This window comes from Piscinibacter gummiphilus, from assembly GCF_032681285.1.
Classification (GTDB): domain Bacteria; phylum Pseudomonadota; class Gammaproteobacteria; order Burkholderiales; family Burkholderiaceae_C; genus Rhizobacter; species Rhizobacter gummiphilus_A.
This window is the reverse complement of sequence record NZ_CP136336.1, coordinates 4,341,888-4,365,740: the sequence shown is the minus strand read 5'-3', so window position 1 is coordinate 4,365,740 and position 23,853 is coordinate 4,341,888. Positions and strand designations below refer to the sequence as shown.

15 protein-coding genes are annotated in these 23,853 nt (G+C 67.1%); all 15 read left to right on the top strand.

Annotation, left to right across the window (positions count from 1 at the left end):
- Positions 1–90: 90 nt before the first annotated feature.
- The 15 genes from RXV79_RS20545 (at position 91) to RXV79_RS20475 (ending at position 23,841) form a co-directional block, all read left to right on the top strand.
- Positions 91–4,773, top strand: coding sequence for a MupA/Atu3671 family FMN-dependent luciferase-like monooxygenase (locus RXV79_RS20545; RefSeq protein ID WP_316699968.1), 4,683 nt, complete (start codon positions 91–93; stop codon positions 4,771–4,773).
- 70 nt (positions 4,774–4,843) lie between these two features.
- Complete coding sequence (locus tag RXV79_RS20540) at positions 4,844–11,365, top strand: type I polyketide synthase (protein WP_316699967.1); 6,522 nt, start codon at positions 4,844–4,846, stop codon at positions 11,363–11,365.
- Entirely contained in the window at positions 11,362–12,600 is a 1,239-nt protein-coding gene (gene ccrA, locus RXV79_RS20535; protein ID WP_316699966.1) for a crotonyl-CoA carboxylase/reductase, read from the top strand. Before RXV79_RS20540 ends, ccrA begins: the two co-directional genes overlap by 4 nt.
- On the top strand, positions 12,597–13,592 hold the full coding sequence (locus RXV79_RS20530) for a glycosyltransferase family 2 protein (RefSeq protein ID WP_316699965.1): 996 nt from the start codon (positions 12,597–12,599) through the stop codon (positions 13,590–13,592). Before ccrA ends, RXV79_RS20530 begins: the two co-directional genes overlap by 4 nt.
- Positions 13,589–14,626 carry a glycosyltransferase family 2 protein gene (locus tag RXV79_RS20525; protein WP_316699964.1) on the top strand — a complete coding sequence of 346 codons (1,038 nt, stop codon included), beginning with the start codon at positions 13,589–13,591 and terminating at the stop codon, positions 14,624–14,626. Before RXV79_RS20530 ends, RXV79_RS20525 begins: the two co-directional genes overlap by 4 nt.
- Complete coding sequence (locus RXV79_RS20520; protein WP_316699963.1) at positions 14,595–15,719, top strand: hypothetical protein; 1,125 nt, start codon at positions 14,595–14,597, stop codon at positions 15,717–15,719. The genes RXV79_RS20525 and RXV79_RS20520 overlap by 32 nt, the downstream gene beginning before the upstream one ends.
- An 84-nt stretch (positions 15,720–15,803) precedes the next feature.
- The gene (locus RXV79_RS20515; protein WP_316699962.1) at positions 15,804–16,667 is read left to right on the top strand and encodes a diiron oxygenase; all 864 of its coding nucleotides are present in this window, start codon (positions 15,804–15,806) and stop codon (positions 16,665–16,667) included.
- Positions 16,668–16,685: 18 nt separating this feature from the next.
- Positions 16,686–16,937 (top strand): hypothetical protein, encoded by a 252-nt coding sequence (locus tag RXV79_RS20510; protein ID WP_316699961.1) that lies wholly within the window; start codon positions 16,686–16,688, stop codon positions 16,935–16,937.
- Entirely contained in the window at positions 16,937–18,541 is a 1,605-nt protein-coding gene (locus RXV79_RS20505) for an amino acid adenylation domain-containing protein (protein ID WP_316699960.1), read from the top strand. The genes RXV79_RS20510 and RXV79_RS20505 overlap by 1 nt, the downstream gene beginning before the upstream one ends.
- The gene (locus tag RXV79_RS20500) at positions 18,538–19,395 is read left to right on the top strand and encodes a WecB/TagA/CpsF family glycosyltransferase (RefSeq protein ID WP_316699959.1); all 858 of its coding nucleotides are present in this window, start codon (positions 18,538–18,540) and stop codon (positions 19,393–19,395) included. Before RXV79_RS20505 ends, RXV79_RS20500 begins: the two co-directional genes overlap by 4 nt.
- Positions 19,392–20,261, top strand: a complete 870-nt coding sequence (locus tag RXV79_RS20495) for a polysaccharide deacetylase family protein (protein ID WP_316699958.1) — start codon at positions 19,392–19,394, stop codon at positions 20,259–20,261. Before RXV79_RS20500 ends, RXV79_RS20495 begins: the two co-directional genes overlap by 4 nt.
- On the top strand, positions 20,258–21,241 hold the full coding sequence (locus tag RXV79_RS20490) for a glycosyltransferase family 2 protein (protein ID WP_316699957.1): 984 nt from the start codon (positions 20,258–20,260) through the stop codon (positions 21,239–21,241). Before RXV79_RS20495 ends, RXV79_RS20490 begins: the two co-directional genes overlap by 4 nt.
- A 176-nt stretch (positions 21,242–21,417) precedes the next feature.
- On the top strand, positions 21,418–21,837 hold the full coding sequence (locus RXV79_RS20485; RefSeq protein ID WP_316699956.1) for an SxtJ family membrane protein: 420 nt from the start codon (positions 21,418–21,420) through the stop codon (positions 21,835–21,837).
- A 17-nt stretch (positions 21,838–21,854) separates the two neighbouring features.
- Positions 21,855–22,004, top strand: coding sequence for a DUF5989 family protein (locus tag RXV79_RS20480; protein WP_296728208.1), 150 nt, complete (start codon positions 21,855–21,857; stop codon positions 22,002–22,004).
- A 7-nt stretch (positions 22,005–22,011) separates the two neighbouring features.
- Positions 22,012–23,841, top strand: a complete 1,830-nt coding sequence (locus tag RXV79_RS20475; RefSeq protein WP_316699955.1) for a carbamoyltransferase family protein — start codon at positions 22,012–22,014, stop codon at positions 23,839–23,841.
- Positions 23,842–23,853 lie beyond the last annotated feature (12 nt).

Below are 23,853 nucleotides of genomic sequence, written 5' to 3'. Positions count from 1 at the left end.
CCCGTCATCGGCTTGTTTTTTCGGCCACGCACGATGTGCATCGTGTCACGACCCAGGCCCTGGCCGACCGGCGATTGAACAAGAGAAAACATGGCGAACTCAGTGCGTAGCGTCCTCATCGGTTCGGAGTCCCTGCTGATTCAGTGCGGGCAGGTCCTCGAGCAGGCAGGCCACCAGATCGTGGCCGTGGTCACGACGCGCGCCGCCATCCGCCGCTGGGCTGCCGAAAAAGGCATCCGCGTGCTGGCCGATTCGGCCGCGCTGCTCGCCGCGCAAGACATCCGCCCCTTCGACTACCTCTTCTCGATCACCAACCTCTCGGTGCTGTCGCCAGAAGTCATCGCGATGCCCACGCGCGCCGCGATCAACTTCCACGACGGCCCGCTGCCCGAATACGCCGGCCTCAACACGCCCGTGTGGGCCATGCTCAACGGCGAGGGCCGCCACGGCATCACCTGGCACCTGATGACGAGCGCCGTCGACCAGGGCGACATCCTGGTGCAGCGCCGTTTCGATCTCTCCGAAGGCGAGACCGCCCTCACGCTCAACACCAAGTGCTTCGAAGCCGGCATGGAGAGCTTCGAGGAACTGGTGAAGGGCCTCGCCGACGGCACGCTGCAAGGCCGCCCGCAGACCGAAGGCGTGCAGAAGTATTTCGGCCGCAAGGACCGCCCCGCCGCGGCCTGTGCCATCCGCTGGGACGAGCCCGCCTCGAAGATCGCCACGCTCGTGCGTGCGCTCGACTTCGGCACCTACGCCAACCCCATCGGTGCGGCCAAGGCGCTCTACAACGGCCAGCTCGTGCTGGTGCCCGAACTCACGGTGCTCGAAGACCGCTCGGGCCTGCCGGCCGGCACCATCGTCTCGGTGAACGACGATGCCCTGGTCGTCACGACCGGCGACTTCGACGTGCGCATCCCGCGCCTGGAAACCCTCGACGGCAAGCCGCGTTTCCTCAACTGCCCGGTGCTCAACCTGCGCACGGGCGCCCGCTTCGAAGTGCTCGATGCGGCCGCGGCCGACCAGCTGAGCGCCATCAACGCCTCGCTGTCCGCGCATGAGACGTTCTGGCTGCGCCGCCTGGAGACGCAAACCCCGCTCGAGCTGCCCTACATCGACCGCAGCGCCGCGCCGGTCGCCACGCAGTGGCAGCAGCTCGATGCGGCGCTGCCGGCGGGTAACGCCGACGCACGCATCGCGGCACTCGTGGGCTACCTCGCACGCCTCACGGACAAGGACGGCTTCGACCTCGGCTTCGCCGACCCCGCGCTGCGCCGCGCTGTGGGCGCTGCGCCCGCCTGGTTCGCGCAACAAGTGCAGCTGCGCGTTGCACTCGATTTTTCGCGCGGCTTCGATGCGCTGCGCGCTGCCGTTGCCGATGAACTCGCCACGCTGCGCAAGCGCGTCGGCTATGCCAGCGACATCGTCGCCCGCTCGCCTGAGCTGCGCGCCGCTGCTGCGCAGAAAGACCCGCGTGTGCAGCCGGTTGCGCTGCTCATCGTTGACAAGCTCGACGATGCCGCCGCGCTGACGGGCAGCGAACTCACCATCGCCGTCACCGCCGATGGCGCACAAAGCCGCTGGATCTTCGACGCTGCCAAGCTCTCGCGCACCACCATCGCCGCGATGCAGCAGCAAGCCGCCGAGTTGCTGAAGGCCGCCGATGCCGATGCGTCGCGCGCCCTCGCCGAGCTGCCCCTGTGGGATGCGGCCGAGCGCAGCCGCGTGCTCGACCAGTGGAACGCCACCGACGCTCCCGCGCGCACCGATGCGTGCGTGCACCGCCTCTTCGAGGAGCAGGCCGCCCGCACGCCGAACGCGACGGCCGTGACCTGCGAAGACCAGTCGCTCACCTACGACGAACTCAACCGCCGCGCCAACCAGCTCGCGCGCCGACTCAAGTCGCTGGGCGTCGGCCCCGACGTGCTGGTGGGCCTGTGTGCCGAGCGCTCGGTGGAGATGATGGTCGGACTGATCGCCATCCACAAGGCCGGCGGCGCCTACGTGCCGCTCGACCCGAGCTACCCGAAGGACCGCATCGCTTACATGGTCGAGGACTCCAAGGTGCCGGTGCTGCTGACGCAGGACCGCGTGGAGTTGCCCAAGCACAGCGCCAAGGTCATCAAGCTCGACACCGACTGGGCCTCGATCGCCACCGAGTCGGCCGAGCCCTTCGATGGTGGCGCCGAGCCGCAGCACCTGGCCTACGTGATCTACACCTCGGGTTCGACCGGCAAGCCCAAGGGCGTGATGGTCGAGCACCGCAATGTCGTCAACTTCTTCGCGGGGATGGACCACCACCTCGGTGAAGATGGCGCCGGCACCTGGGTGGCGGTTACGAGCCTGAGCTTTGACATCTCGGTGCTCGAACTCTGCTGGACGCTCACCCGCGGCTTCCACGTCGTCATCGCCACCGGCGAAGAGCGCTCCGGGTCCGCGCCGCGGGGCGCGGCTGCAGCCCGCCCGCTCGACTTCAGCCTCTTCTACTTCTCGGCCAACGAAGCCGAAGGCGAAGGCCAGGAGAAGCACGACAAGTACAAGCTGCTGCTCGAAGGCGCCAAGTACGGCGACCAGCACGGCTTCTCGGCCGTGTGGACGCCCGAGCGCCACTTCCACGCCTTCGGTGGCCTCTATCCGAACCCGGCCGTGGCCGGCGCCGCCATTGCCGCCGTCACCGAGCGCATCAAGATCCGCGCCGGCAGCGTGGTGCTGCCGCTGCACCACCCGCTGCGCGTGGCCGAGGAGTGGTCGGTCGTCGACAACATCTCCAAGGGCCGTGTCGGCATCTCGTTCGCGTCGGGCTGGCAGCCGAACGACTTCGTGCTGAAGCCGGAGAACTTCGCCGACAACAAGAACATCATGCTGCGCAACATCGAGACCGTGCGCAAGCTGTGGCGCGGCGAGAAGTGCAGCTTCCCCGGAGCCACTGGCAGCGAGGTCGAGGTCGGCATCCTGCCGCGCCCGGTGCAGAAGGACCTGCCGTACTGGGTCACCTCCGCCGGCAACCCCGAGACCTTCATCGCCGCCGGCAAGCTGGGCGCCAACGTGCTGACCCACCTGCTGGGCCAGACGGTGGAAGAACTCGACGGCAAGCTCGCCGCCTACCGCAAGGCCTGGAAAGACGCCGGCCACCCGGGCGAAGGCTACGTGACGCTGATGCTGCACACCTTCGTCGGGCCCGACGAGGCCGAGGTGCGCGCCAAGGTCAAGCAGCCGTTGATCGACTACCTCAAGACCTCGCTCAACCTCGTCAAGCAATACGCCTGGTCCTTCCCTGCGTTCAAGAAGCGCGAGGGCATGGACGGCCCCAACTCCACCGCCAGCCTCGACCTGCAAAGCCTCAGTGACGAGGAGATGCAGGGCCTGATGGAGCACTCGTTCAACCGCTACTACGAGACCAGCGGCCTCTTCGGCACGCCCGAGAGCTGCCTGAAGCAGGTCGACGCGATCAAGGCGATCGGCGTCGACGAGGTCGCCTGCCTGATCGACTTCGGTGTCGACTCGCCCTCGGTGCTGGCCCACCTCGAATACCTCAACGAGCTGCGCAAGAACGCCACGCCACGCCGCACGGCTGCGAACGCCAACACCGACTACTCGATCCCCACGCTGCTCAAGCGTCACCAGGCGACGCACCTGCAGTGCACGCCGTCGATGGCGCGCATGCTGCTCCTCGACCCGGCGGCGGCCGACGGCCTGCGCGGCCTCAAGCGCATGATGGTCGGTGGCGAAGCGCTGCAGGCGCCGCTCGCCCGCGAGCTGAAGGGCGCGATCGCCAGCAACGGCCACCTGATGAACATGTACGGCCCGACCGAGACGACCATCTGGTCGTCGGTGCACCGGGTCGACACCGTCGACGGCATCGTGCCGCTCGGCAAGCCGCTCGCCAACCAGGCGATCTACATCCTCGACACACGCCAGCAGCCCACGCCGGTCGGCGTGCCGGGCGAACTGGTGATCGGCGGCAAGGGCGTGGTGCGTGGCTACCTGCACCGCCCGGAGCTCACCGCCGAGCGTTTCCTGCCGCACCCGCTCAAGGGCGCGGCCGGTGGCCGGGTGTACCGCACCGGCGACCTCGCGCGCCTGCGCGACGACGGCTCGCTCGAATTCCTCGGCCGTTTCGACCACCAGGTGAAGGTGCGTGGCTACCGCATCGAGCTGGGCGAGATCGAAGCCTCGCTGCTGAGCCACACCGGCGTGCGCGAGACGGTCGTCGTCGCACGCGAAGACACGCCGGGCGACGTGCGCCTCGTGGCCTACATCGTGCCGTCAGCGAAAGACAGCGCGCCCGCGGCCGAGCTGAAGGAGCACCTGCGCACCCGCATGCCCGATTTCATGGTGCCGGCGCACTTCGTCACGCTCGACGCGCTGCCTCAGACGCCCAACGGCAAGATCGACCGCAAGCAGCTGCCTGCGCCCGAAGCGAGCAAGGCCCCCGTGGCGAACGAAGCCTTCGTGGCCCCGGCGAGCGACCTCGAAGAGCAGATCGCCGCCATCTGGAAGGACGTGCTCAAGCTGCCGCAGGTCGGCGCGCGCGACAACTTCTTCGACCTCGGCGGCCACTCGCTGCTGGCGGTGCAGGCGCACCGCCGTCTGCGTGACACGCTGCAGCGCGACATCTCCATCACCGACATCTTCCGTTTCCCCACCATCCAGAGCCTCAGCGCCTTCCTGGGCGAGGGCGGTGTGGACGATGCGGGTGCGAAGGCCGGCAATGCGCGCGCGCAGGGCCGCCGCGCGGTGATGCAGGCGCGCCGCCAGGCCTCACGCGTCTGACCCCCATCTCCAGACAACGACCACCGATGAACCGCTCGACAGAGGCAGGCAGCCCGCAGGGATTGAACGCATGACCGACGAGGTGAACGAGACTGACATCGCCATCGTGGGCATGGCGATCCGCGTGCCGGGGGCATCGAACCCCGAGGAGTTCTGGGCCAACCTGCGCAATGGCGTGGAAGCCACGCGGCCGTACACCGACGAAGAGTTGCTCGCCAAGGGGGTTTCGCAGAGCACGCTGGCCGACCCCAACTACGTGAAGGCCGGCATCCAGCTTCAGGACCTGGATGCCTTCGACCCCGAGTTCTTCGGCTTCAGCCAGAAGGAAGCGGCGATCCTCGATCCGCAGCACCGCCAGTTCTACGAGGTCTGCTGGGAGGCGCTCGAACGCGCCGGCCACCCGCCCGAGACCTTCGAGGGCGCCGTCGGTCTCTTCGCCGGCTGCGGCATGGGTGCGTACTTCACCTTCAACCTGCTCTCCAACCCCGAGCTTGTCGACTCGGTGGGTCTCTTCCTACTGCGCCATACCGGCAACGACAAGGACTTCCTGTCGACGCGAGTCTCCTACGCCTTCAACCTGCACGGCCCCTGCGTCAATGTGCAGACCGCGTGCTCGACATCGCTCGTGGCCACGCACATGGCGGTGCAGAGCCTGCTCTCACGCGAGTGCGACATGGCGCTCGCCGGTGGCGTGACCATCGAAGTGCCGCACGGCGTGGGCTACCACTACAAGGAAGGCGAGGTGCTCTCACCCGATGGCCACTGCCGCACCTTCGACCACCGCTCCAAGGGCACGGTGTTCGGCAGCGGTGCCGGTGTCGTGGTGCTGCGCCGTCTGGAAGACGCGCTGCGCGATGGCGACCACGTGCATGCCGTCATCAAGGGCAGTGCGGTCAACAACGACGGCGCACGCAAGGTCGGCTACCTCGCGCCGAGCGTCGACGGCCAGGCCGCCTGCATCACCGAAGCGCTGGCCGTGTCCGACGTGACCGCCGACACGCTGAGCTACATCGAATGCCACGGCACGGCGACGCCGGTCGGCGACCCGATCGAGATCGCCGCGCTCACGCAGGCCTTTCGCGACACCACCGACAAGGTCGGCTACTGCAAGGTCGGCTCGGTCAAGACCAACATCGGCCACCTCGACACCGCCGCCGGCGTGGCGAGCCTCATCAAGGCCACGCTTGCGCTCGAGCACAAGCAGATTCCGCCTTCGTTGAACTTCGAAGCGCCCAACCCGCGCATCGGCTTCGAGGGCAGCCCCTTCACCGTGGCGTCGAAGCTCGCCGACTGGACCACCGACGGCGGCCCGCGCCGCGCCGGTGTCAACTCGCTGGGCGTGGGCGGCACCAACGCCTTCGTCGTGCTGCAGGAAGCGCCGGCCCGCAAGCCGAGCGCCATCGACGAGAGCACGCAGCTGCTCGTGCTGTCGGGCCGCAACCGCAAGGCGCTGGACGACAACGCCAAGCGCCTCGCCGCCTGGCTGCGAGAGCATCCCGAGCAGCCGCTGGCCGACGTGGCCTACACGCTGAACGTCGGCCGCCGCGGTTTCGAACAGCGTCGCGTGCTCGCCGCCACCAACCGCGATGAGGCCATCGCGCTGCTGGAAAGCAACGATGCCAAGCGCGTGTTCAACCACACCAAGGACCTCGAGCACCCGCAGGTGGTGTTCATGTTCCCGGGTGGTGGCGCGCAATACGTGCGCATGGGCGCCGGCCTCTACGAGAAAGAACCCGTCTTCCGCGAGTGGATCGACAAGGGCCTCGCGATCCTCAAGAACCGCTTCAACGCCGACCTCGCGCCGGTGCTGCTGGCGAAAGAGGTCACGCCCGAACTCAACGACGCCATTGCCAAACCCTCGGCGCAACTGCCGCTGACCTTCCTGGTCGAGATCGCGCTGACCAAGCTGTGGGAGTCCTACGGCGTCGAGCCCGACATGGTGATCGGCCACAGCATGGGCGAGAACGCGGCGGCCTGCATCGCCGGTGTGTTCTCGTTCGAAGACGGCCTGGGCCTCTTGCTGCTGCGTGGCCAGCTGGTCGAACAGACCCCGCGCGGCTCGATGATCAGCGTGCCGATGGCCGCCAAGGAACTGTGGCCTCTGCTGGGCAGCGAACTCGACCTTGCGTCCGCCAACAGCCCGCAGCTCTCGGTGATGTCGGGCCCGCTGCCGCCGCTCGAAGCACTCGCTGCCAAGCTCAAGGAGCAGGGCATCGACACCCAGCGCGTCAAGGTCGACGTGGCCGGCCACTCGCGCCTGCTCGACGGCATCCTGCCGCGATTCCGCCAGTACCTGCAGAGCATCCAGCTCCACGAGCCCAAGATCAAGCTCGTGTCCAACTTCACTGGCAAGTGGCTGGAGCCCGGCAAGGCACGCGACCCGGAATACTGGGTTCAGCACTTCCGCAATTCCATCCTCTTCGCCGACGGCGTGGACACGCTGCTCGAGAACGACAACCTGGTCTTCCTCGAAGTCGGCCCGGGCAACATGCTCGGCTCCTTCGTGCGCCAGAACCCGCGCTCGCCGACGCAGCGCGTGCTGTCGTCGATGCGCCACCCGAACGACCCGCTGCCCGACCACGTGTACTTCCGCACCGTGATGGGCCGGCTGTGGGCGCTGGGCGTCGATTTCGACGTGACGCGCCTGTGGGGCAAGAACCGCCACCGCGTCACCCTGCCGAGCTACGCCTTCCAGCACGGCCACTACTGGATCGAGCCCGGCACCGGCAAGCTCGGGGCCGGCCGCGCCGATGCCGAGCGCCCGCTGCGCCAGGCCGACATGGCCGACTGGTTCAAGAAGCCACGCTGGGTCCAGCAGGGCATCCTCGAGTCGGACGACGAGCCGAAGACGTGGCTCGCCTTCCACGGCCGCGAGCCGCTGTCGCTCGCAATGGTCTCGGGCCTGCGCGAAGACGGCCACACCGTGATCTCGGTGCTGCCCGGCGACACCTACGCCCAGGTCGACGACAACACCTACACCATCGCCGCCGAAGCGGGCGGCGTGGGCTACCCGGAGCTGCTGCAGTCGCTGGAAGAACGCGGCATCGTGCCCGACCGTGTGCTGCACACCTGGCTCGTGACGCTCGACCGTGCCTTCCGCGCCGGTTCGACCTTCTTCCACCGCAACCAGGAACACGGCTTCTATTCGCTGTTCCACCTGGCGCGTGCGCTCGCCAAGGCGGGCCTCGCCGACCGTGGCCTGCACATGACGGTCGTCTCCAACGGCGCACTGCGCGTCGGCGACGAGGCGCTGCTGTTCCCCGACAAGGCGACGGCGCTCGGCCCGGCGGCCGTGATCCCGCGCGAGTTCCCGAACGTCACCTGCGCCTTCGTCGACGTCGACCTGGGCGCCCCACGCGCCGGCACCAAGCGCACCTCGCAAAACGACCTCGCGCTCGCCAAGATGGCGGCCGACGTGAGCGGCGAGCTGCTGGCCGAGCCGGGCACGCGCGTCATCGCGTGGCGCAACGGGGTGCGCTGGGAGCGCCACCTGAGCAACGTCAAGTCACCGGCCGGTGAGCTGCCCGCGACCAAGCTGCGCGAAGGCGGCGTCTACCTGATCACCGGCGGCCTGGGTGGCATCGGCGGCCTGATGGCCGAGTGGCTGGCCCGCGAGTACAAGGCCAAGCTCGTGCTGCTGGGCCGCACGCCGCTGCCCGCGCGTGGCGAATGGGATGCGTGGCTGGCCGAACATGACGCGGGCGACTCCATCGCCCAGGGCATCCGCAAGGTGCGCCAGCTCGAATCGCTGGGCGCGACCGTGCTGCCGCTGTCGGCCGACGTGGCCGTGGCCGACCGCATGAAGGAGGTGGTGGACGAGGCCCGCGCCGCGTTCAAGCAGATCCACGGCGTGTTCCACGCCGCCGGCACGATCCGCGACAGCCTGATCCAGGTGAAGAGCCCGCGCGACATCGAAGACGTGTTCTCGGCCAAGGTCTACGGCACGCTGGTGCTGGACGAGATCTTCCGCGAGCAGCCACTCGATTTCATGGTGCTCTTCTCGTCGACCAGCACCTACATCGCACCGAGCGGCCAGATCGACTACGTGGGCGCGAGCGCCTTCGTCAACGCGTTCGCCGAGTCGTGCCGCGGTGCGCGGCCGTATCCGGTCACCTCCATTGCCTGGGGCATCTGGAAGGATGTCGGCATGGTGGGCCAGCTGGGCGCGCCGGCCGATGCGGGGCTGAACAACGACGCCGGCGTCACGCAGGGCGAGCCGCTGCCCGTCGGCAACCCGCATTTCGACAAACGCTTCTCGGCCCGTGACGGGCTGGCGCAACTAGAACTCTTCACCGGCGTGCTCAAGAGCACCGATTGGGTGATCGACGAGCACCGCCTCGGCAGCGGCGAAGCGCTGCTGCCCGGCACCGGCTACCTCGAACTGGTGCGCGCTGCGCTGGCCGAGCTGGGCCAGGCCAGCGGCTGGCAGCTGAGCAACCTCGTGTTCGAGAACCCGCTCTTCGTGGCCGACGGCAGCAGCCGCGAATTCCGCGTGCGCCTGCGCGGCGACGAGCAGCGCTGGGACGTCGAGATCCTCGCGGCCGGCGAACGCGAAGGCCGCTTCGTGCGTTGCGCCACCGCGCGTGTCACACCGGCCAAGAGTGATGCACCATCGCAGGTCGACATTGCCGCGATCGAAGCCCGCTGCACCGGCAAGAGCGAAGTCGCTGCCGGCTCCGGCGCGCTGCGCACCCGGCAGGAAAGCCACATCCGGTTTGGCCCGCGCTGGCGTGTGCTGAAGCGCCTGCAGCTCGGCCAGAAGGAAGCGATTGCGCAGCTGCAACTGCCCGCCGAATTCCATGGCGACCTCGCAACCAACGGCCTGCACCCCGGCCTGCTCGACATCGCGACCGGCTACGCGATGGACCTCATCCCCGGCTATGCCGACCAGGACGTGGTGCAAAACCTGTGGGCGCCGATCTCCTACCGCGGCCTGCGCTTCATTGCGCCGCTCACCGACGAGGTCCACAGCTGGGTGCGCCTGGCGAGCGAAGGCTCGGTGACGAGTGACTTTGCCGCCTTCGACGTGACACTGACCGATGCGCAGGGCAATGTGCTGGCAGAAGTCGACCGTCTGACGCTGCGCCGCCTCGACGGTCCGTGGCACGCGCCCAAGCCCGAAGCGGGCGTCGATTCGTCTGGCGAAGGCGCCACCGAGCCCGCCACGCGTGCCAAGACCCTCTCGCCCGGCGAGATTGCGCTGCGCCACAACGTGAGCCAGGGCATTGCGCCGGCCGATGGCCTGAAGGCGCTCGACCGCATCCTGCGCGGCGACATGCCGAGCGAAGTGATCGTGAGCTCGATGAAGATCGACGAGCTGATCGCACAGGCCGAGTCCTTGAGCCGCGCCGCGCTCAGCACCGGCGAAGCGCGTTTCTCGCGCCCGGAGCTCGACAGCGATTTTGCGCCGCCGCGCGACAGCTTCGAGAAGGGCCTGGCCGAGCTGTGGGGCAAGTTGCTCGGCGTCGAAGGCGTGGGCATTCACGACAGCTTCTTCGACCTGGGCGGCCACTCGCTGATCGCGGTGCGTCTCTTCAACGACATCGCCGACAAGTTCGAGGTCGACCTGCCGATGTCGGTGCTGATGCAGTCGCCGACCATCGAAGGCCTGGCGACGCTCGTGCGTGGCGAGGCCTACAGCGAAGAAGCCGCCGCGGCCGAAGCCGAGAGCGGCGCCACCGCTGCGCCGCGCCAGAAGGCCGAACTGCGCTTCCGCCACGTGGTGCCGATGCACACCGGCCCGGTGGCCGGCCGCACGCCGCTCTTCGTGGTGGCGGGCATGTTCGGCAACGTGCTCAACCTCAGCCACCTGGCTCACCTGCTGGGCGAGGACCGGCCGTTCTATGCGCTGCAGGCGCGGGGCCTGTATGGCGACGTCGAGCCGCATGACAACTTCGAAGAGGCCGCGGCCGACTACATTGCCGAGATCGTGCAGATCCAGCCGCAGGGCCCGTACCTGCTGGGCGGCTTCTCGGGTGGCGGCCTGATTGCGTACGAGATGGCACGCCAGCTGATGGCCAAGGGCGAAGAAGTGCAGGGCGTGCTGATGCTCGACACGCCGGCGCGCGAGATCCCCAACTTCAGCCTCGGCGACAAGCTCACGATGCTGCTGCAGAGCGCGCAGCGCGAGGGCCTGGGCATCGTCGGCAAGAAGATCGCCGCGCGCATCGAATGGGAGAAGGAAAAGCGCCGTCGCCAGGAGGAGCGTGCCGCCAACAACGGCAACGCCGTGGCGGCCGAGGCCAACACCGCCAATTTCCAGTCGCGCCGCATCGGCGATGCCTTCCTGCGCGCCTTGGCCAAATACAAGATTCCGAAGGTGCCGGTGAAGGTGGCGGTGTTCCGCCCCAAGCTGGACGTGAAGTTCCGGCTGTCGGGGGGACGGCTGGTGGATTCCTACCGCAACTACGTCCGTGAAGACAACTTCTGGACGCCGCACGTCGGCCACCTTCAGGTATTCGAGGTGCCGGGCAACCACGACAACATGGTGCTCGAGCCCAACGTGCGGGTGCTGGTGTCGCTGTTGCGGCGGGTCATTGAGGGCCTGAGCAAGGGCTCCAACCAAGAGACGAAAAAGGGAGTCGTGGCGTGAGCGAAACCAAAGACCTGTACGAACTCGGCGAGATGCCGCCGCTCGGCCATGTGCCGGCCCGGATGTATGCGAGTCTGATCCGCCCCGAGCGTTATGGCGAGCCGGAGCAGGCCTTCAAGGTGGAAGTGGTCGACACGCCCAAGCCTGGCCCGCGGCAGGTGCTGGTCTACGTGATGGCCGCGGGCATCAACTACAACAACGTGTGGGCGGCGCTCGGCACGCCGGTCGACGTGGTCGCGGCGCGCCGCAAGCAGAACCCGGCCGCCGAGGCCTTCCACATCGGCGGCTCCGACGCGTCGGGCATCGTCTGGGCGGTGGGCGAGGGCGTGACCAACGTGCGCGTGGGCGACGAGGTTGTGCTCTCGTGTGCGATGTGGGACGAGAACGCCGCTGACATCCAGGCCGGCGCCGACCCCATCACCTCGACCAGCTGCAAGATCTGGGGTTACGAGGAAAACTGGGGTTCGTTCGCGCAGTTCACCCGGGTCGACGACTACCAGTGCTTCAAGAAGCCACCCAAGCTTTCGTGGGAGGCTGCAGCCGCCTACATGCTCGTGGGCGCCACCGCCTACCGCCAGCTGATGGGCTGGGAGCCGCACACCGTGAAGCCGGGCGACCCGGTGCTGATCTGGGGTGGCTCGGGCGGCCTCGGGTCGATGGCGATCCAGATCGTGAAGGCCAAGGGGGGCATTCCGATCGCGGTGGTCTCGTCGGAAAGCCGCATGGAGCACTGCCGCAAGCTCGGCGCGCACGGGGTGATCAACCGCACCGACCCGTCGTTCACCCACTGGGGCCGCCTGCCCGACACCGCCGATGCGGCGGCCTATGCCGAGTGGATGAAGGGCGCCAACGCCTTCCGCAAGAAGTGGTCTGACGTGCTGGGCTCGCGCCAGGGCCCGCGCATCGTGCTGGAGCACCCGGGCGAGTCGACCATCCCGACTTCCATCCTCGTGTGCGACAACGCCGGCATGGTGGTGATCTGCGCCGGCACCACCGGCTACAACGCCGACGTGGACCTGCGCTACCTGTGGATGCGCCAGAAGCGCCTGCAAGGCTCGCACTTCGCCAACACCGAGCAGTGCAAGGCGCTGAACGACATGGTGATCGACGGCCTGGTCGACCCGGCGCTGGCCGACGTCTTCGAGTTCGACGAAGTGGGCAAGGCGCACCAGCTGCTGCACACCAACACCCACCCGTCGGGCAACCTGGCGATTCGGGTCAACGCGCGGGCATGAACGTTTCGGCCACGCCGAAGCTGCTGGTGTCGATCGTCGCCTACAAGGGCGCCGATCTGACCATCGACTGCCTGCGCTCGATCGAGCCGGAGCTGCCGTCGGTGCCCGGCGTGCGGGTGCTCGTGGTCGACAACGCCTCGCCCGATGGTGCGGCCGATCGTGTGGCGCAGGCCATCGCCGACAACGGCTGGGGTGCCTGGGCCACGCTGATCCGCGCGCCCGGCAACCACGGCTTCGCCGCCGGCAACAACATCGCCATCCGCGAGCGGCGGGACGCCGACCACGTGCTGTTGCTCAACCCCGACACGATCGTGCGGCCCGGTGCCTTGCGCACGCTGCTCGACTTCATCGAGGCTCACCCCAAGGTCGGCATCGCCGGTGGCCGCAGCGAAGACCTCGATGCCACGCCGCAGATGTGCTGCTTCCGTTTTCCGAACGCGGTGAACGAGGTGCTCGGCTACCTGGGCATCGGCGCGCTCGACCGGCTCTTCGCCACGCGCCTCACGCGCATCGGCATCCCGCAGCAGCCGGTGCCGGTCGATTGGGTGTCGGGCGCCTTCATGCTGATCCGCAAGGCCGTGATCGACCAGATCGGCCTGATGGACGAGACCTACTTCCTCTATTTCGAAGAGACCGACTACACCCGACGCGCGAAGCTCGCCGGCTGGGAGGTATGGCACGTGCCCCAGGCGCGCATCGTGCACCTCGTGGGCCAGTCGAGCGGCGTGACCGTGCGCAACGCGCCGAAAAAGCGGGTGCCCGCTTATTGGTTCGCCTCTCGCCGGCGCTACTTCGTGCTGCACCATGGGCGCCTGTACACGGCGCTGGCCGACCTCGGCGTCGTGCTGGCCTACCCGGTCGGCCGCCTGCTGGATGCGCTGCGCCGCAAGCCCAACCGCCACGCGCCGCATTTCATCGGCGACTTCATGCGCCACAGCGCGGTGCTGCGCGGAGAGCCCGGCCCGCTGCAGTTGCGGCGCGCGGAGACATGACGATGCCGCCTGCGCGCGTGCAGGTCGTCATCGTCAACTACAAGACCGGCCGGCTCGCGGTCGATTGCCTGCGTTCGCTGGTCGATGAAGTGGCCGCAGTCCCGGGCACGGTGGTGACGGTGGTCGACAACCCCTCGGGCGACGATTCGGTCGAGTTGATCGGCCGCGCGATCGAAGCCGAAGGGTGGTCGTCGTGGGCTCGGCTGCTCCCGGCGCCGGTCAACGGCGGTTTCTCGTATGGCAACAACTTCGCCGTGCGGCCGACGCTGGCCGACCCGAACGGCCCGGCCTACTACTGGCTGCTGAACCCCGACACGCGCGTCAAACCGGGTGCCCTGCGCACGCTGGTCGACTTCCTCGACGCGCACCCCAAGGCTGGCATCGCCGGCAGCCGCTTCCTGCTGGAAAGCGGCGAACCGTGGCCTTACGCCTTCCATTTCCCCAGCATCTGGAGCGAACTCGCCGGCGGTCTGCGGCTGAGCCTGGTCGCCCGCTTGCTGAAGCACCGCGCCGGCCTGCGGCCGATGGGCGAGGAACCAGCCGAGGCGGACTGGTTGCCCGGGGCCAGCCTGCTCGTGCGCCGCGAGGTCTTCCAGACCATCGGCCTCATGGACGAGGGCTATTTCCTGTATTTCGAAGAAACCGACTTCTGCCTCGCCGCCCGCCGCGCCGGCTGGCAGACCTGGCACGTGCCGCAAAGTGTGGTGCTGCACCTCGTCGGCCAGAGCACGCAGGTCAGCGGCCACCATGCGGCGAAGAACCGGAGGCCGGCGTACTGGTTCGAGTCGCGCCGCCGTTACTGGGTCAAGAACCACGGCTGGTCGTACGCGGCCGCCACCGACCTGGTCTGGGTGCTGGCCTTCCTCACCTACAAGCTGCGCAGCGTCGTGCAGCGCAAATCGGGCGAGTACCCTCCGCACTTCCTGCGCGACTTCCTGCGCCATTCCGCTCTGTTCCACCGCGGCCTGCCGGGCAACGCGGCCGTTTCGCCTTCTCCTTCCCATGGCCATCCAGATCGTTCCCCACAGCGCTGAATGGCGCGAGGCCGTGCAGGCCTTCAACGAGCGCATGCGTGCCGGCGGCTCCGGCTGGAGCTTCTATGTCGACCCGGTGCCAGAGTGGATTCCGCCGCGCGACGGCCAGAACGTCTGGCGCGAATACCACCTTGCCGTAGAAGACGGCAGCGCCGTGCGCGGCTGCTTCGCGCTCAAGCCGCAAGACTGGCTGATCAACGGGCAGATCCAAGTCGTGACCGACTGGCAGGGCCCGTTCTCCGAAGGCGTGATCGACACCCGCCACGGCATGCTCGGCCTGCGCATGATCCGCGACATGCTCAAGAAGCGCCCGCTGCTCTACAGCTGGGGCCACGGGGGTGACGACCAGCCGGTGGTGCAGATGCTGCGCAAGATGAACTGGCTGCTGCACCCCACGCCGTTTTGCCTGCTGGTGGTGAAGCCTTTCCGCTTCCTGCGCCTCAACGCCCTGCTGCGCCAGACGCCGGCGCGCCGTGCGTTGCTCGATCTTGGTGCATTCACCGGCCTTGGCTGGCTCGCCCTCAAGGCGCTCCACCTCGGCCTCAGGCTCAAGGCCAAGGGCGGTGGCTTCAAGGCCCGCGCGATGGAAGTGCCCAACTTCGGACCCTGGGCCGATGCGCTGTGGGAGCGTTGCAAGAGCAGCTACCGGGCCATCGCGGTGCGCGACGCCGCCTCGATGAACGCGCTCGCCCCCGAAGGGGCTTGGCCTCCGGTCACTCGCCTCAAGGTCGAGCGCGATGGCCAGGTCATCGGATGGGCGCTGGTGATGGACACGCACATGCAAGGCGAGCACCGTTTCGGTGACCTGCACGTGGGCTCCATCGTCGACACGCTGGCCTTGCCATCGCAGGCGGGTGAGGTGGTGCATGCCGCAACCCGGCACCTGGTGACAAAGGGTGTGGACATCGTCGTCTCCAACCAGGCTCACCCTGACTGGGCCAAGGGTTTTGCGCAGAACGGCTACGCGGTATTACCCAACAAGCGACTCTTCGCCATCTCGCCGCAGCTGCAGGAAGCGCTGGCGCCCTTCACCGACGTGTCAAAAGGCCTTCACCTGACAAATATGGACGGTCACGGGCCCATGGCCCTGTAGTGCCCTGGCTTCGCGGGATTGCTTTTGACTTGACTTCGTGCCGATACTTTCGGCTCGAAAAAACCTGTTACCCGGGACGCCGTCATGGAAACCGCATCTGAACTCGCCGTCCGCCTGACCAAGGCTTCGCGCAAGAAGTTTTGGGACGTCTACAACTTCGTCGAATGGCCCGAGGCCCTGCAGACTGACGTCTGGTACATGCCGCCCGAGCTGATCTCGCTCTACGGTACGCCCGCCTGGGATGCGTTGACCGAAGAACAGCAAAAGCGGCTGAGCCTCTACGAACTCGGTAATTTTTTCAGCCTCGTGCTGCAGGGCGAGCGCCCGCTGGTCGCCGGCCTGGTCGACCGCTTGTACTCCAAGGGCAACACCACCTCCGTCAACGAGTACCTGCACCACTTCGTCGACGAAGAGAACAAGCACATGGTGATGTTCGGCGAGTTCTGCAATCGCTACGTCGGCAAGGTGTACCCCGAGAAGAAGATCGTCCTGCCGCGCGAATACGCCAAGGGCGAGGAAGAGGTCGCCTTCTACTGCAAGGTGATGGTCGTCGAGGAGCTCGGCGACTTCTACAACCTTGCGATCGAAAAGGACGAGCGTTGCGACCCGCTGGTGCGCGAGGTCAACAAGGTGCACCACATCGACGAAGCGCGCCACCTGGCCTTCGGCCGCGTGCAACTGGCCGAGCTCTTCAACAAGTTCGCGCCCGGCTGGTCGGCCGAGACGCTGGCTGGTTTCCGCCAGTGGCTGGGCGACTACCTGCGCGCCTCCTGGGGCGACTACTACAACCCGACTATGTACCGCGACGCGGGCCTGGCCGATTCCTACGAGTTGCGCCAGATGGCCATGAGCCACCCGGCGTGCGCCGAGTTCCGCAAGCGCGCCTCCTCCAAGGTTGTCAACTATTTCATCAAGACCGGCCTGCTGGTCGAGGAGCCCGCGCTCTGAGCGGCGGGGACTGAACACATGCAAGAACAAGAGATCAGGGCCCGGCTCCGCGACTGGATCGTCAAGCACTCCAAGGCCCCGGGCAAGGCGAACTTCAGCGACGACACCAAGATCCTCGAGGAGGGCATCCTGTCCTCGCTCGACATCGTCGAGTTCGTGCTCTTCATCGAAAGCCTGCGCGGCGAAGACATCGACACCGACGACATCGAGCCGGCGGTCTTCACCAGCATCAACACGCTGTACACGGCGTTCTTCACCCAGGTGGCCTGATGCCCCACGACGCACGCAGCCTCCGCAGCGGCTTCCTCCAGTCGGCAGCACGGAACGGCGATCGGCCGGCGCTGCAGCTCGACGGGCTGGTGCTGAGCTACCGCGAGCTGCGTGCCCGTGCCGCCTCGTTTGCGCAGACGCTGCAGCAGCACGCGCCGGCCGGCGAGCCTGCGCTGACGGCCGTGTTCGCGCACCGCTCCATCACGGCCTATGCCGGTGTGCTGGGCGGGCTCTTCCGCGGCCACGGCTATGTGCCGCTGAACCCCGGCTTCCCGACCGACCGCACGCGCGGCATGCTGATCCGTTCGGAGTGCCAGAGCCTGATCGTCGATGCCCACGGCGCGGCGCAGCTTGGCGAAGTGCTGCAAGGCGTCGAGCGGCCGCTGGTGCTGCTGCTGCCCGATCACGATGACGTGAGCGAGCTGACTTCCGTGTGGCCGCAGCATCGCTTCCTCGGCAAGGCCGATCTCGTCGACGGGAGCGCCTGGACGGAAGGCCCGGTGGACCCGAGCGGAATCGCGTATCTGCTCTTCACCTCGGGCAGCACCGGCCAGCCCAAGGGCGTGATGGTGGCGCACCGCAACGCGGTGCCGTACGTCGATGCGATGGTTGAGCGCTACGGTGTCACCGAGCACGACCGTTTCTCGCAGACCTTCGACCTGACCTTCGACCTCTCGGTGCACGACATGTTCGTCTGCTGGGAACGTGGCGCCTGCCTGTGCGCCCCCACGAACGGCCAGAAGATGTTCCCGGGCAAGTACATCACCGACTGCGGCATCACCATGTGGTTCTCGGTGCCGTCGACGGCGGTGCTGATGAACAAGCTCAAGATGCTCAAGCCGGGCAAGTACCCGGGCCTGCGCTTCAGCCTCTTCTGCGGCGAAGCGCTGCCGGTCGAAATCGTGCAGAAGTGGGCCGAGGCCGCGCCGCAATCGGTCATCGAAAACCTCTACGGCCCGACCGAGCTGACGATCGCCTGCACGCTCTACCGCTGGGACAACGAGACATCTCCCGCGCAGGCCGAGATGGGTGTCGTGCCCATCGGTGAGCCGTATCCCGGCATGAAGGTGCTGGTGGCCGACGAGCAGCTGCGCGAAGTGCCGGTGGGCGAACCTGGCGAGCTGCTGATGACCGGCCCGCAGTTGACCCTCGGCTACTACAAGGACGCCGACCGCACGGCCGCCGCCTTCGTCGTACCCTCGGGCCAGAGCGAGGTCTATTACCGCACGGGCGACCGCGTGCGCCGCCCGCTGCCGGGCCAGCCGCTCGTCTACTTCGGGCGCATCGACAACCAGATCAAGATCCAGGGCTACCGTGTGGAGCTTGGCGAGATCGAAGCCGTGATGCGGCAGGAAGCCGGTGTCGATGTCGCGATCGCCATCGGCTGGCCGGTGAGCGCGAGTGGTGCCGACGGCATCGTCGGCTTCCTGGGGGCGGACGCGGCCGACGTCGATGCCATCCGCCAGCGCGTGATCTCGCGCTTGCCGCCCTACATGCACCCGAGCGAGCTGCGCCTGGTCTCCGAATTTCCCCTCAACGCGAACGGCAAGGTCGACCGCAAGGCGCTGCTGGCATCGCTCTCGCAATCGGCGGCCGTCGCATGAACCCGATGAGCCCCCACGACATCGCCACGGTGCCCGGTGCGCTGTCGCCGGTCTTCGTGCCGGCGCCGCCGCCGGCCGAGAGCAGCATCCTGCCGGTGCTTGGCGTGCCCGTGACCGACGTGACGATGGAGCATGCGCTCGGCCTGCTGCAGAACATGCTCTACGAGCAGCCGCGCCGCGCGCATTCGGTGTACTTCGTCAACACCCACACGCTCAACAATGCCTGCGACAACCCCGCCTACCGCGCGGTGCTGCAGTCGGCCGACCGGGTGTTCGGTGACGGCACTGGCGTGCGCTGGGCTTCGCGCATCCTGCACGGCGTGACCTTGAAGGACAACGTCAACGGCACCGATCTCGTGCCGCTGATGTTCCAGCGCTGGGCCAACCAGGGGCTGCGTTACTTCCTGCTCGGCAACACGCCCGAACGCATCGAGATTGCGGCCAGGCGCGCACAGGAAATGTTCCCGGGCTGGACGCTCGCGGGTTACCACACCGGCTACCTTGGCCCCGACGACCACGCCAAGGTGATCGAAAAGATCAACGCCTCGGGGGCCGACCTCATGCTCGTCGGCATGGGTAACCCCAAGCAGGAGCAGTGGATCCACGATCACCTTGACCAGCTGACCGTGCCGCTGTGCCTGGCGACGGGCGGGCTGTTCGACTACTGGGTCGGTGACCTCGTGCGTGCGCCGAGGTGGGTGCGCAAGCTCGGCTACGAATGGCTGCACCTGCTGAGCCGCCAGCCACACAAGGCGGGCCGCTACCTCATCGGCAACCCGAAATTCCTCGGCCGCATCGTGCGCAGCTGGCTGTTCCGCCATGACAGGCGCCACGACCGCATACGACACCCATGACCATTTCCGCCCTGCGTTGGATCGTCAAGAAAACTGCCCGGACCGCGATGGTGCTGGGCAGTTTTGTCAGTGGCTCGCTCGCACTGCGGCGCCTCGCAGGCCGAGGCACGACGACCATCCGCGTGATCACCTACCACCGCTTCGGCGATGCGGTGCGCGACCCGTGGTGCGTGAGTGCAGCTGCCTTCGAAGAGCAGATGCGCTGGCTTGCGGAGCACAAGCTCGCGGTATCGCTCGACCAGGTGGAACGGTTTGTGCGCGGCGAGATCGACCTGCCCGAGGGCGCCGTGCTCGTCACGATGGACGACGGCTTCAGCAGCTGGCTGCATGTCGCCGCACCTATCCTGCAGCGTCATCGCATCCCCGCGGTCGCCTACATGACCACGAGCTTCATGGGCACGACGAGTGTCTCCGGCGAGCCCTACCTCACCTGGGATGAGGTGGCTCGACTCTCCAAGGTGCCCGGCATCACCATCGGGTCGCATGCGCATCACCACTGTTCGATTGCCAAGCTCGATGTCGAACAGGCCCGCGAAGAAGGCATCCGGTCGAAGCAGTTGCTGGAGCAATGCATCGGTGCGCCGGTTCGCAGCTTCGCCTACCCCTTCGGCATGCGCACCGACGAGAGCACGATGACCGAGCGCGTGCTGGGCGAATGCGGCTACGACAGCATCTTCATCGCCCAGCACGGCGTGCTGCGCCGGGGTGCACGGCTCGCACGCCTGCCGCGGGTGAAAGTCGAAGGCGGCGACAGCATGTGGATGTTCAAGCTGCTGTGCCGCGGCGGCATGGACGGCTGGAAGCTCGTCGACGACACGCTCTGGAAACTGCAACGCCCGGCGGCTGCCGAGCAGGCGCAGTCATGAGCCTTCCGGGTGTCGCGGTTGTCGCCATCGGGCGCAACGAAGGCGAGCGTCTGCGCGCCTGCTTGGACTCGGTGGTCGGCACGGCCGAAGTCGTCGTGTATGTCGACTCAGGGTCGACCGACGATTCGGTCGCCATGGCGCAGTCCAAGGGTGTCGAGGTCGTGACGCTGCCCAAGGACGTGGTCTTCACCGCAGCGCTCGCGCGCAACGCCGGCTGGCGCCGCGTGCTCGAACTCGCGCCGCACATCGAGTTCATCCAGTTCGTCGACGGTGACTGTGCCGTCGATCCCGCCTGGCTCTCGACTGCGCAAGAGTTCCTGAAGAGCCACACCGACGTGGCCGCCGTCTGCGGCCGCCGCCGCGAGCGTTACCCCGAGCGTTCGATCTACAACCTGCTGTGCGACCAGGAATGGGGCTCGGCCGCCGCCGGCCAGACCAAGGCCTGCGGTGGCGACGTGATGATCCGCGCCGCGGCGCTCGTCGCGGTCGATGGCTACAACCCCAAGCTGATCGCCGGAGAAGAACCGGAGTTGTGCGTGCGCATGCGCACCAAGGGCTGGAAGGTCTGGCGCCTTGCCGCCGAGATGACGCTGCATGACGCGGCGATGTTCCATTTCAGCCAGTGGTGGAAGCGCTCCATGCGCGCGGGCTACACCTTCGCCGAAGGTGCGCACATGCACGGCAAGCCGCCCGAGCGTCACCGTGTGGTGGAGTCGCGCCGCACCTGGATCTGGGGCCTCGTGATCCCGCTCGTGGCCGTGCTGGGTGCTGTGGTCGTGAGCCCCTGGCTCCTTGCGCTGCTCTTGCTCTACCCGGTGCAGATGCTGCGTGTGTTTGTGGCCTCGGCTGGCTCGACTCGAGGCCGTGCCGCGCGCGCTTTCTTCATGGTGCTCGGCAAGTTCGCCGAAGTGGCGGGGCAGCTCAAGTTCCTGAGGCTGCGCCTCTCGGGTCAGACGGCCCGATTGATCGAATACAAGTAGTTCAAAGCGGTGCAGAAGGCAGTGCCGACGCACTGCGCCGATGCGTGACTTATCGCATGCCGAGCGGGCCCGTATTCGGGGGGGAACCCCCTCGTTTCGAGCCGCGCTGCAACAAGCTTTTCAGAGGCAGCGGGATACACTCGCTGCGCTCAAAACAGACCTCCAGGAGTGCTTGCATGTCCCATGAAGACCTGACCCGCGAAGAAGAGGTCGAGGGCTCTTCCGATCGCTCGTTCGGCATCGTGTTTGCGGTCGTCTTCCTCATCGTTGCATTCCTGCCGCTCCTGCATTCGGGCGCGGTGCGCTGGTGGTCGGTGGGTGTGTCGGCCGCGTTTGCAGTGGTCGCCTTCACCGTGCCGAGCATCCTTGCAGTGCCCAATCGCCTGTGGATGAAGTTCGGCCTGCTGCTCGCAAAGATCGTGAGCCCGATTGCGCTGGGCATCCTCTTCTACCTTGTCTTCACGCCGATCGGCTTGCTGATGCGTCTCTCCGGCAAGGACCCGATGCGCCTGAAGGCCGACCCCAATGCCAAGTCGTACTGGATCGATCGCGAGCCTCCCGGCCCGCCGCCCCAGTCGATGACCAACCAGTTCTGAATTTAGGGAGACACACGATGTCGATGATCAAGGAACTCTGGGCCTTCATGCGCGCCCGCAAGAAGGTGTGGCTGTGGCCGATCTTCGGGATGATGGCGCTCCTGGGCGTGCTGATCGTGCTGGCCAAGGGATCGGCCGTGGCCCCGTTCATCTACACCCTGTTCTGAGCCGACGATGCGCATTCTCGGGATTTCGGCCTACTACCACGACAGCGCTGCGGCGCTGGTGGAAGACGGCGTCATCGTCGCGGCAGCACAGGAAGAGCGCTTCACCCGCAAGAAGCACGACGCGCGCTTCCCCACGCACGCGATCGAGTACTGCCTGAAGCGCGCCGGTGTCGGCCTCGAAGGCATCGACCGCGTGGTGTTCTACGACAAGCCCTTCCTGAAGTTCGAGCGGCTGCTGGAAACCTACCTCGCGTTTGCGCCGCTGGGCTTCAAGTCGTTCCGCATGTCGATCCCGCTGTGGTTGCGCGAGAAGCTTTTCTTGAAGGACCTGCTGCAAGGCGCCTTCAAGAAGATGGACGCCGACAAGAAGTGGAACGGCGAACTGCTCTTCAGCGAACACCACCTGAGCCACGCGGCCAGCGCGTTCTTCCCATCGCCCTTCGAAGAAGCTGTGGTGCTGACGATGGACGGCGTGGGCGAATGGGCCACCACCTCGGTGGCCATCGGCCGCGGCCACAAGCTCGAGGTGCGCAAGGAGATCCACTTCCCGCATTCACTCGGGCTGCTGTACTCGGCGATGACGTACTACACTGGCTTCAAGGTGAACTCCGGCGAGTACAAGGTGATGGGCCTGGCGCCCTATGGCGTGCCGAAGTACGTCGACCTCATCTACAAGCACCTGATCGACGTCAAGCCCGATGGCTCGTTCCGCATGGACATGAGCTACTTCAACTACGCCACCGGCCTCACGATGACGAACGACAAGTTCGCCAAGGTGTTCGGTGGCCCGCCGCGCAAGGCGAGCGAACCGCTGACGCAGCACCACATGGACCTGGCCGCCTCGCTGCAGGCCGTGACCGAAGACATCGTGCTCAAGCTCACGCGCTCGCTGCGCGAGGAGACCGGCATCGAGAACCTCTGCCTCGCCGGCGGCGTGGCGCTCAACTGCGTGGCCAACGGCAAGGTGTTGCGCGATGCGCGCTTCAAGAACGTCTACGTGCAGCCGGCCGCCGGTGACGCGGGCGGTGCGCTTGGCGCGGCGCTCGTGGGTTATCACATGCAGCTCGACCAGCCGCGCACGGTCGACGGCGACAAGATGCGTGGCTCCTACCTCGGCCCGCAGTTCGACCAGGCCGACATCGAGGCCCGCCTGAAGGCCGCCGGTGCGAAGTTCGAGACGCTGTCGGATGAGGCGCTGCTCGAAACGTCGGCCACCGACCTCGCCGAAGGCAAGGCCATGGGCTGGTTCCAGGGCCGCATGGAGTTCGGCCCGCGTGCGCTCGGCAACCGCTCCATCATCGGCGACCCGCGTTCGCCCTCGATGCAGAAGACGCTCAACCTGAAGGTCAAGTACCGCGAGTCCTTCCGCCCGTTTGCACCCTCGGTGCTGCGCGAGAAGGTGGCCGAGTGGTTCGAGCTCAACGGCGACAGCCCCTACATGCTGATGGTGGCCGACGTGGTCAAGTCGCGCCGGCTCGAGATGACGCCCGAGCAGCAGAAGCTCTTCGGCATCGACAAGCTCAACGTGCCGCGCTCTGACATCCCGGCGGTGACGCACGTCGACTACTCGGCGCGCATCCAGACCGTCGAGAAGAACGTCAACCCGCGCTACCACGGCCTGCTGTCGGCCTTCGAGCGCAAGACGGGTTGCCCGGTGCTGGTCAACACCAGCTTCAACGTGCGTGGCGAGCCCATCGTCGGCACGCCGGAAGACGCGTTCCGCTGCTTCATGGGCACGGAGCTCGATGTGCTGGCGGTCGGCAACTGCTACCTGCGCAAGGAGCAGCAGGACCCGTCGCTGAAGCAGAACTACGAAACGGCCTTCGAACTCGACTGAGCGTCGAAGCGA

Coding starts and splice junctions, on each gene's coding strand:
- RXV79_RS20545 (WP_316699968.1), top strand. CDS start 91: ATGGCGAACTCAGTGCGTAGCGTCCTCATCGGTTCGGAGTCCCTGCTG.
- RXV79_RS20540 (WP_316699967.1), top strand. CDS start 4,844: ATGACCGACGAGGTGAACGAGACTGACATCGCCATCGTGGGCATGGCG.
- RXV79_RS20530 (WP_316699965.1), top strand. CDS start 12,597: ATGAACGTTTCGGCCACGCCGAAGCTGCTGGTGTCGATCGTCGCCTAC.
- RXV79_RS20525 (WP_316699964.1), top strand. CDS start 13,589: ATGACGATGCCGCCTGCGCGCGTGCAGGTCGTCATCGTCAACTACAAG.
- RXV79_RS20520 (WP_316699963.1), top strand. CDS start 14,595: ATGGCCATCCAGATCGTTCCCCACAGCGCTGAATGGCGCGAGGCCGTG.
- RXV79_RS20515 (WP_316699962.1), top strand. CDS start 15,804: ATGGAAACCGCATCTGAACTCGCCGTCCGCCTGACCAAGGCTTCGCGC.
- RXV79_RS20510 (WP_316699961.1), top strand. CDS start 16,686: ATGCAAGAACAAGAGATCAGGGCCCGGCTCCGCGACTGGATCGTCAAG.
- RXV79_RS20505 (WP_316699960.1), top strand. CDS start 16,937: ATGCCCCACGACGCACGCAGCCTCCGCAGCGGCTTCCTCCAGTCGGCA.
- RXV79_RS20500 (WP_316699959.1), top strand. CDS start 18,538: ATGAACCCGATGAGCCCCCACGACATCGCCACGGTGCCCGGTGCGCTG.
- RXV79_RS20495 (WP_316699958.1), top strand. CDS start 19,392: ATGACCATTTCCGCCCTGCGTTGGATCGTCAAGAAAACTGCCCGGACC.
- RXV79_RS20490 (WP_316699957.1), top strand. CDS start 20,258: ATGAGCCTTCCGGGTGTCGCGGTTGTCGCCATCGGGCGCAACGAAGGC.
- RXV79_RS20485 (WP_316699956.1), top strand. CDS start 21,418: ATGTCCCATGAAGACCTGACCCGCGAAGAAGAGGTCGAGGGCTCTTCC.
- RXV79_RS20480 (WP_296728208.1), top strand. CDS start 21,855: ATGTCGATGATCAAGGAACTCTGGGCCTTCATGCGCGCCCGCAAGAAG.
- RXV79_RS20475 (WP_316699955.1), top strand. CDS start 22,012: ATGCGCATTCTCGGGATTTCGGCCTACTACCACGACAGCGCTGCGGCG.